Source organism: Acinetobacter sp. UBA6526 (assembly GCF_002434875.1).
Taxonomy (GTDB): Bacteria; Pseudomonadota; Gammaproteobacteria; order Pseudomonadales; family Moraxellaceae; genus Acinetobacter; species Acinetobacter venetianus.
Map to the genome: position 1 here is coordinate 1 of NZ_DJLC01000252.1, position 8,331 is coordinate 8,331.

The following is an 8,331-nucleotide window of genomic DNA, read 5'->3' on the forward strand; positions in this document are numbered from 1 at the left end:
CTGGCGTATGTGTCAGGTGAAAGACGCACCAATCCGTGACTGGGTGAAACTTGCTGTAACGCGTGCGCGTAACTCTGGTATGCCTGCAATCTTCTGGTTAGATCCATACCGTCCACACGAAAATGAGTTGATCAAGAAAGTTGAAGAGTACTTGAAAGATCACGATACAGATGGTCTAGATATCCAAATCATGTCACAAGTTCGTGCAATGCGTTATACGCTTGAGCGTGTAGCTCGTGGTTTAGATACGATTTCTGTAACTGGTAACATCTTACGTGACTACTTAACTGATTTGTTCCCAATCATGGAACTGGGTACTTCAGCGAAAATGTTGTCTATCGTGCCGTTGATGGCTGGTGGTGGAATGTACGAAACAGGTGCGGGTGGTTCAGCGCCAAAACATGTACAACAGCTTGTAGAAGAAAATCATTTGCGTTGGGATTCTTTAGGTGAGTTCCTCGCGCTTGCTGTTTCTTTAGAAGAGCTTGGTATCAAAGAAGATAATAACCGCGCTAAATTGCTTGCTACAACATTAGATCAAGCAACTGGTAAACTTCTTGATAATGACAAGTCTCCATCGCGCCGTACAGGCGAGTTGGATAACCGTGGTAGCCACTTCTACTTAGCAATGTACTGGGCTGAAGCTTTGGCTGCTCAAGACGAAGATGCTGAGTTAAAAGCTAAATTTGCGCCTCTTGCAAAAGCATTGGCTGAAAATGAACAGAAAATTGTTGCTGAGCTTGCTCAAGTGCAAGGTAATGCTGCGGACATCGGTGGTTATTATGCAGTAGATACTGCAAAAGTAAATGCTGTAATGCGTCCAAGTGCTACGCTTAATGCTGCGCTTGAAACAATTTAAGTGTTAATACAGAACTAACAAGCTTGTTGGTAATGTAAAGAGACCGATGCGTAAGCATCGGTTTTTTGTTTTATAGGAATATTAAGAGTAATTTTTTAGATTCTGACTTGCATGATAATATTTTTTATTTAATTAATTTTAATATAAATAAAATGTCTCAGTTGAGATAGAGAGGTGCTGTGAATAAAATGTTTGATGAACATCTTGAGAAATTACACGATTCTAGACTGTATGGGTTTTTGTTAGACTGGGATTCAAAGTTATGTAAATTAAATGTGCTTTTATATATTCATATTTTTTCCGAATTTAATTTCGAATTGGAAACGTACTCTCTTGAGAAAGCATTAGTTGTTTTTGAAAATGCATCAATTGATAGATTTAGCATTATAAATGACTTGGGTAGTGGGCAATTTTATATCAATAAATATAGTGTTGTGGATTTAGGAAGTGGAAAATATCAATTTATTTTTGACTTTGATTCATCTATACCTGAATTGGCTATAACCGCTGAGAATATTTTAATTAAATCATCAGGATTTATTAAAGAAGAAGATAAGCAATTTTTGTCTACTAATTGGCTTAAGCTTTTTGAATAAAGCAGCCCATATTCGATGATTGAAAATTATCTAGATTAGCTCAGAGCATACATCTTAAAAAAATAATTTACCTGTTTGAGTTGAGGCTATTTTTAGCTTAGCTCAGACAGGTAAATTTTTGGATAATGTGTTAATGATTAAATTGTTTAGTGTAACTTTTAATTTGTTTAGGTTTTAAGCTAAAACAAATGCCAGAAGCTTAACGACCATTACGGGTGCGACCGCGTGGTGCTTTGGTATTTGGACGCGTCGTACCATTGGTCTTACGACGTGGTTTCTCGCTTTCATCCATTTGCCAAATACGCTTTGTACCTGACTTTTTCTTTTCCCCACCTTTTGCATCGCCATCTTTCTTTTTCTGATGCATTGGCTTACCGCCAGTACCACCTGGTTTTTTCACGTAAGAACGAGAACGATAAGGCTTATCTTCAGGCACATCTTTAAAATCAGGATATAGCAAAGGTTCGATTTCGGTTTGCTCGCCCGGTTGTAAACCCATACGAACTAAATCAATAGAACCAATCTTAGTACGAATCAAACGCAAAGTCGGAAAACCAACAGCAGCTGTCATACGACGAACTTGACGATTACGACCTTCACAGATTTGTAGTTCAATCCAACTCGTCGGAATATTTGCACGGTAACGAACAGGTGGATCACGCTCCCATAACCATTCAGGTGCATCAACCTTGATCGCTTTTGCAGGTAAAGTCATACCATCAGCAAGTTCAACCCCTTTACGAAGTTGCTCAAGTGCTTCTTCAGTTACATCACCATCAACTTGAGCGAGATAAGTTTTAAATTTCTTATTCACTGGGTTGGTAATGTATTGATTTAAACCGCCGTGATCAGTAAGAAACATCAGACCTTCTGAGTCAAGATCTAATCGACCTGCGAGACGTAAATCTGGGTCGTGAATAAAATGAGCAAGCGTGAGATGAGCCTCATCCTCACGGAACTGCGACAATACGTCGAAAGGTTTGTTAAATACGACTATTTTCATATAAATATACTACTTGGGTTTTAGGCGGCATCACAAAAGTAACGGTTTTTATTTATAGGGAAAATGTTGTTATTTCCCGTATAAATCGCAAACAACCTTTGTTTTGAACTAAACTGTTTCATGTAATAAAAAACGAAAGTATGCCATAGAAGGCATGTATAAATTCGCTAAATACATGAGGGAGAACCTGCAAAATGGGTTATCAGAAGATCGTGGTTCCTGCAGATGGTGACAAAATCACAGTGAATGCAGACCTGTCACTGAATGTTCCAAATCATCCAATCATTCCTTTCATTGAAGGTGATGGTATTGGTGTGGATATTACACCAGCAATGAAAGCAGTAGTAGATGCTGCAGTTTTAAAAGCTTACGGTGGTAAACGTTCAATCGAATGGATGGAAGTTTACTGCGGTGAAAAAGCCGATAAAATTTATGGCACATACATGCCAGAAGAAACATTTGAAGCTCTACGTGAGTTTATTATATCAATTAAAGGCCCATTAACCACACCTGTTGGTGGTGGTATTCGTTCATTGAATGTCGCTTTACGCCAAGAATTAGATTTGTATGTATGTGTTCGTCCTGTGCGCTGGTTTGAAGGTGTACCATCACCAGTACAGCATCCTGAACTAACAGACATGGTAATTTTCCGTGAGAACTCAGAAGATATCTATGCTGGGATTGAATGGAAGGCCGACTCTCCAGAAGCCAAAAAAGTCATTAAATTCCTACAAGAGGAAATGGGTGTAACCAAAATCCGCTTCCCAGAGGGTTGTGGTATTGGAATCAAACCTGTTTCCAAAGAAGGTACTCAGCGTTTGGTACGCAAAGCTATTCAGTTCGCAATTGATAATGACAAACCTTCTGTGACGCTTGTTCACAAGGGCAATATCATGAAATACACCGAAGGCGCATTCAAAGAATGGGGCTATGAATTGGCTCTTGAGCGTTTTGGTGGTGAGTTATTAGATGGTGGTCCTTGGGTAAAAATTAGAAATCCAAAAACAGGCAAAGACATCATTATCAAAGATGTGATTGCAGATGCTTTCTTGCAACAAATTTTGATGCGACCTGCTGACTATTCTGTGATTGCGACATTAAACCTTAATGGTGATTATATTTCCGATGCACTTGCTGCTGAGGTTGGGGGAATTGGCATTGCGCCGGGTGCAAATATTGGTGGTGCAATTGCGGTTTACGAAGCAACTCACGGTACAGCTCCGAAATATGCAGGACAGGATAAAGTCAATCCGGGGTCGATTATTTTGTCAGCTGAAATGATGTTACGTGATATGGGCTGGGTAGAAGCTGCTGATTTGATTATCACAGGGGTCTCTGGTGCAATCTCCGCTCGTACTGTGACTTATGACTTTGAGCGTCTAATGCCAAATGCAACTTTGTTACGTTGTTCAGAGTTTGGTCGAGCGATCATTGAACATATGGAAGATTAGACAAAAGTCATCATAAGAAAAGGGCAGTCAAGTACTGCTCTTTTTTATTGATAGAATCAATGTTTTCGGTACAATACATCAGTCAAGTAAGGACAACCAATCATCAAGTCAAGAAAACAATATTATGTACAAGAGCGTGTACATAATTTTAGTTATTTGTCTTAAAACTGGATTATGTACAAATGCCGATTACAGAAACATGGCTTAAAGCTAATGCTGGCAAGCCTAGAGAAAAAGTAGAAGAAAAATCAGATAGGGATTCTTTGAGTGCCCGAGTTTCAGCAAAAGGAAAAATAACATTTCAAATCAGATTTAGATTTGATGGTAGAGGCGCTCGAATCGATTTGGGCAGCTATCCGTTAATTTCATTAAAAGAGGCGCGAGAAAAGGCTTTAGAAATTAGATCGCTCATTGAAAAAGGCATAGACCCAAGGGTTGAGAAAAAATTAGAGAAGATCAATCAGGATCGTGAAAGCCTAACTTTTAAAGGCATATTTGATGAATGGCATGAAAAATATTTATTTAAAAATAAGAAAAGTGCAAATGATATTTATCGCTCATTCGAATTATATGTGTTCAAAGAGTTTGGTGATTTGCCAGCCAATAGAATTTCAGTAAGAAATTGGCTTAATCTACTTGAACCATTAGCCGAACAAAAACCATCCATCACTGAGCGAATACTATCTAACACAAAGCAAATGTATAACTGGGCCATTAAACGCGAACTTTGTGTTTTAAATCCACTTGCCAACATCGATTCAAAAGAAGACCTTCACATTGAGTACATTCCGAAAGATAGAACGCTAAACGACCAAGAAATTGCATATATATGGCAAGGTTTAATGCGTAGTCGTATGTATATAAGAAATCGAATATTTGTACAATTATGCTTTATTTATGGATGCCGTTCAGGTGAATTAAGAACCGCTAAAAAGGAACACATAGACAGGGATTCAATGACATGGATTATTCCGCCTGAAAATCACAAGAATGGTGAGAAAACTAGAAAACCACTGATTAGGCCTTTAATACCTGAAACTTTGCAGCTATTTGATTTAGCAGCCACTCTTAATGATTCAGAATATTTATTTGTTACCGCCAAAAATAAGCATCAGCCAGTGAGTAGAGGGGCTTTATTGAGTTTGCCTTATGATTTGACAGAATATCTTTTTAGAGAAGAACAGGTCACTTTAGACCACTGGTCACTTCACGATTTACGAAGAACTTTTAGAACGAACATGTCGACAATTACTGAGCTGCATATAGCAGAAATCATGCTTGGTCATGTGTTACCAGTAATTTGGAGAACATACGATAAGCATGATTATCTTGATGAACAAAAAGAAGCATTAACAAAGTGGGTGGAAAGGCTACGGCAAATTGTCATGCCGTACCCTCTGATATAGCTTGAGATTCTTCCCATTTTTCTAGGTCTGATACTTTCCAAAGATTTGAACCGCCTCGATAGCTTATAGCTGGTTTTGGAAAGCTTCTGGTCTCTTGCCAGCGGTGAATAGTTCGAGCACTAACACCGCCATAGCGTTGACCTACTTCGGAAGTTTTTAAGTAAGGCCTTTGCATCATTAACCCTCCGCACGTTTGCGAATCTTATTAACTGTGCCGCGATTCATATTTACCAATTTAGCAGCTTGAGAAATATTGCCGCGTGTTTTTATCAAAGCTTTCTGAACTACAACATTTTCAAGATGGTGAATAAGGCTTTTTACTTCACCTTTATTAATTGCATCTTCAATATTGCGTTCTGTTAAAATCACACCAGTCAACATCTTCACCCCTCCGTATCCGCTTTTGGTTCTTTAGAAAACTTCACATTAATAGTTTGATCTCCTACAGATGCTTTAATTTCTAAGTCCTGCTTTCCGTCATCTTCCCAAGTGAAAGATTTGACTTCATTTCCTTGTGGTTCTAAGCCAAAGTTATCAATTGTCATGCGCATAGCCGTTAGGTGACATGCTAGTTCTTTCATGCATTCCTCAATGCGGTCAGCAGGAATTTTCAGAAAGTCACCTAGTGTTTCAATTCGATATAGATTACTCATTTCCGCCCCTAGCTGCTTCTAGCATTGCTTTATAGCCAGATACGCTTAGAGTTGATACAGGCGCAACAGAATTATCACGATATGCATTGATCATTAAATCTGTCGGCTCAATAGGCACCACCACGCAACCTTCGAGTTTTTTCTCTGCGCGTTCTGTTGCAGATTTCCACATTGACCAACCAAAGTTAAAACGTTCTGCTGACTGCATAACAATTAAGTTATTTGCAAATTCATGCTTAGGCATATAAGCATCCATAGATGCAATATATTCAATACGCTCAAATAACACATTAGTGTTTTGAGTTGCCTCAAAAGCCTCTCTCTCAATATCTTTAGTCATTTACGCCACCTTCTTCTGAATGAATCGCTTGTGTCGCTTTGAAAGGGTTCCACGATTGATTCCAATTAAATTTGAAGCTTTACAAATGTTGCCGTGACATTTTTCCAATGCTTTTTGAGCCACAACATTTTCTAAATGTTCTTCAAGCTGCTTTACGTTCTCTGGACCAGATAAGATTGCATATTCAATATCTGATGCCCGTATAACTACGCCATCACTTTTCGCCTGTTTGGCTTTTTGCCACATACCCCAACTGGTATTTACCGTAACTAATGCGCTAAGTAATTCTTCTTGGGTTAAAGTGCCGTTAAACCCTGTAGGCTCGAATTTAGAAAATTTGGGGTTGTATTCATAAAACTTGAAATGACCACCTGAAGACAACCAAGCCGTTTTGAACTCTTCAATTTCAATATTTAAATCCATTACTTTCTCCAAGTTGCTTCTTTAAACTTTGCATTAGTTAAGAGGTCTTCCAGTTCACCAATTCCGACATTCTCAAAAATATGAGTCATCTTGCTACCGAATACGGTGAGTGTTCGTGTGAGGGTTGAATATTTAAATTTCATGGAAGATCCTCATCACTAATAGCTGCAACGGTTGCGTTTTTCTCAAGCTCTAATCGGCGTGTTTTCACATATCGCATCATTTCTGGCTGAATGATTGGATCTAAAGACGAAATGTCGATCTCAAGAGCGTCTAAGGTTGTTAGGTCTGGTGCATTTTGAATGCGAACCATTAAAGAGGGTTGTTCTGCAGTTTTATTTTGCTGAAGTACTTCAAGGCGTTTGTGCATGTACTTCAATAATGGTTGACGCTGTTCGGATGACCAAGAGTTTGTGTATTTAACAACAGCATTAACCTCCGTTGGTGTTAAAGACTCATCAACTCGTTTTTTAAGAGTGACCAATTTTTCTTGATACTTCTCGTCGTCCTCCTCAACAAGTTTTCGATCTGAATTTTTTTGACTCGTTTCATTATCGATTTTTTGTGCGTGTGAGACTGCGGCTGCAGCAACAGCATCAAATGAGATAGGGGGCTGAGATCCATCACAAATTTCAGGCGATAGTTCAGGTGATGTCTTTTTTTCAACATCATTTGAGGCGGGGCTTTGGGCTGAAACAGGACCAATAATGTCATCTAAAGAATTATCGTCGTTAGCAGCGATATTAGATTGCTGTTTAACTTCGATAACATCATTCTGTTTTTTGGATGTGCGTCTTTTTTTAGGTTGTTCTGCAATTTCTAAACTTACCTCATAAACAGATCCTCCGACAGCTGAACACAATGCCTCATATTGTAGTTTCGCATTATCAAAATCACGTTGAGCAAATCCACTGCGAATACCAGTAACCAATTCATCAATATTTTCGTTGAATTTATATTGAAGAATCACAGCATGGGGTTGGATTAAAAATACATCTTGTCCTTGCTCAATCTCATCAATTGTTAAAGGCTTGGTAAACTTAATACCAGCCAATTCCAACATTTCAACTTGAACACAAAATTCATAATTCGGTAAAACAAAAACCGTCGCTGGCATCTGATCCAGGGTGCTGAAATCCTTATCAGCATGAAGAGTGCCATCACCAGCATAACGACATAGAACAGTTTTACCTTTTTGTAGAGCAGTGAAAGCTTCTTGTGCATTTAAAATATTTGTCATCTTCTTATCCTTTTAATGCTTTGCGTAAATATGGATCTAAGTCATCTTGTTTGAGTAACCAGATCACATAATCAGCAGGGATATCTTTGATCGGTGTACCTTTGTATTTTCCGAAGGTTAGATGCGTAGGGATGCGGGCTTGTTCCGAAAACAAGAAAAGAGACTGCATGTCTTTCACACCAAGCACTTTGCAAATATTCTTTAGTAGAACTGCAGTAAGCAAAACATCCTGTTTGGCGTTATGAGCATTTCGAATACTTTGGCGTGCCTTTTCAGATCCATTTGTGAATTTGTAGATTAATGCTGAGAGGTTATGTGCATCATCTGGCCATACCATATGCGCCAAAGCTAAAGTACAAA

At 38.6% G+C, this 8,331-nt stretch carries 12 protein-coding genes; 4 read left to right on the forward strand and 8 right to left on the reverse strand.

Features of this window, described 5'->3' with window-relative positions:
- Both B4237_RS17430 and B4237_RS17435 read left to right on the forward strand, forming a co-directional pair.
- A partial coding sequence (locus B4237_RS17430; RefSeq protein WP_286944252.1) for an NADP-dependent isocitrate dehydrogenase occupies positions 1-859 on the forward strand: 859 nt, incomplete at its 5' end.
- 188 nt (positions 860-1,047) lie between these two features.
- Positions 1,048-1,455 (forward strand): hypothetical protein, encoded by a 408-nt coding sequence (locus tag B4237_RS17435; protein WP_061396600.1) that lies wholly within the window; start codon positions 1,048-1,050, stop codon positions 1,453-1,455.
- 199 nt (positions 1,456-1,654) lie between these two features.
- On the opposite strand, the gene B4237_RS17440 is transcribed toward B4237_RS17435, so the two are convergent.
- Complete coding sequence (locus B4237_RS17440; protein WP_007481676.1) at positions 1,655-2,458, reverse strand: rRNA large subunit pseudouridine synthase E; 804 nt, start codon at positions 2,456-2,458, stop codon at positions 1,655-1,657.
- 194 nt (positions 2,459-2,652) lie between these two features.
- Between B4237_RS17440 and icd the strand changes: the two genes are divergently transcribed.
- Together icd and B4237_RS17450 are read left to right on the forward strand one after the other, a co-directional pair.
- A complete protein-coding gene (gene icd, locus B4237_RS17445) occupies positions 2,653-3,909 on the forward strand; it encodes an NADP-dependent isocitrate dehydrogenase (protein ID WP_004878398.1) in 1,257 nt (418 codons plus the stop codon).
- Positions 3,910-4,091: 182 nt separating this feature from the next.
- On the forward strand, positions 4,092-5,315 hold the full coding sequence (locus tag B4237_RS17450; protein WP_286944255.1) for a tyrosine-type recombinase/integrase: 1,224 nt from the start codon (positions 4,092-4,094) through the stop codon (positions 5,313-5,315).
- Here B4237_RS17450 and B4237_RS17455 read toward each other — a convergent pair.
- From B4237_RS17455 to B4237_RS17485, 7 genes are all read right to left on the reverse strand, one after another.
- Positions 5,293-5,493, reverse strand: coding sequence for a helix-turn-helix transcriptional regulator (locus B4237_RS17455; protein ID WP_286944257.1), 201 nt, complete (start codon positions 5,491-5,493; stop codon positions 5,293-5,295). The genes B4237_RS17450 and B4237_RS17455 overlap by 23 nt on opposite strands.
- A complete protein-coding gene (locus tag B4237_RS17460) occupies positions 5,493-5,696 on the reverse strand; it encodes a helix-turn-helix domain-containing protein (RefSeq protein ID WP_286944259.1) in 204 nt (67 codons plus the stop codon). The genes B4237_RS17455 and B4237_RS17460 overlap by 1 nt, the downstream gene beginning before the upstream one ends.
- Positions 5,697-5,698: 2 nt before the next feature.
- Positions 5,699-5,968, reverse strand: a complete 270-nt coding sequence (locus tag B4237_RS17465) for a hypothetical protein (protein WP_286944261.1) — start codon at positions 5,966-5,968, stop codon at positions 5,699-5,701.
- Positions 5,961-6,308 carry a hypothetical protein gene (locus tag B4237_RS17470; RefSeq protein ID WP_286944263.1) on the reverse strand — a complete coding sequence of 116 codons (348 nt, stop codon included), beginning with the start codon at positions 6,306-6,308 and terminating at the stop codon, positions 5,961-5,963. Before B4237_RS17470 ends, B4237_RS17465 begins: the two co-directional genes overlap by 8 nt.
- The gene (locus B4237_RS17475; RefSeq protein WP_061516507.1) at positions 6,309-6,731 is read right to left on the reverse strand and encodes a helix-turn-helix domain-containing protein; all 423 of its coding nucleotides are present in this window, start codon (positions 6,729-6,731) and stop codon (positions 6,309-6,311) included.
- Positions 6,732-6,870: 139 nt separating this feature from the next.
- Positions 6,871-7,971 carry a hypothetical protein gene (locus B4237_RS17480; protein ID WP_286944266.1) on the reverse strand — a complete coding sequence of 367 codons (1,101 nt, stop codon included), beginning with the start codon at positions 7,969-7,971 and terminating at the stop codon, positions 6,871-6,873.
- A 4-nt stretch (positions 7,972-7,975) separates the two neighbouring features.
- Positions 7,976-8,331: putative quorum-sensing-regulated virulence factor (locus tag B4237_RS17485; protein WP_286944267.1), on the reverse strand; the 356-nt coding region annotated here is incomplete at its 5' end.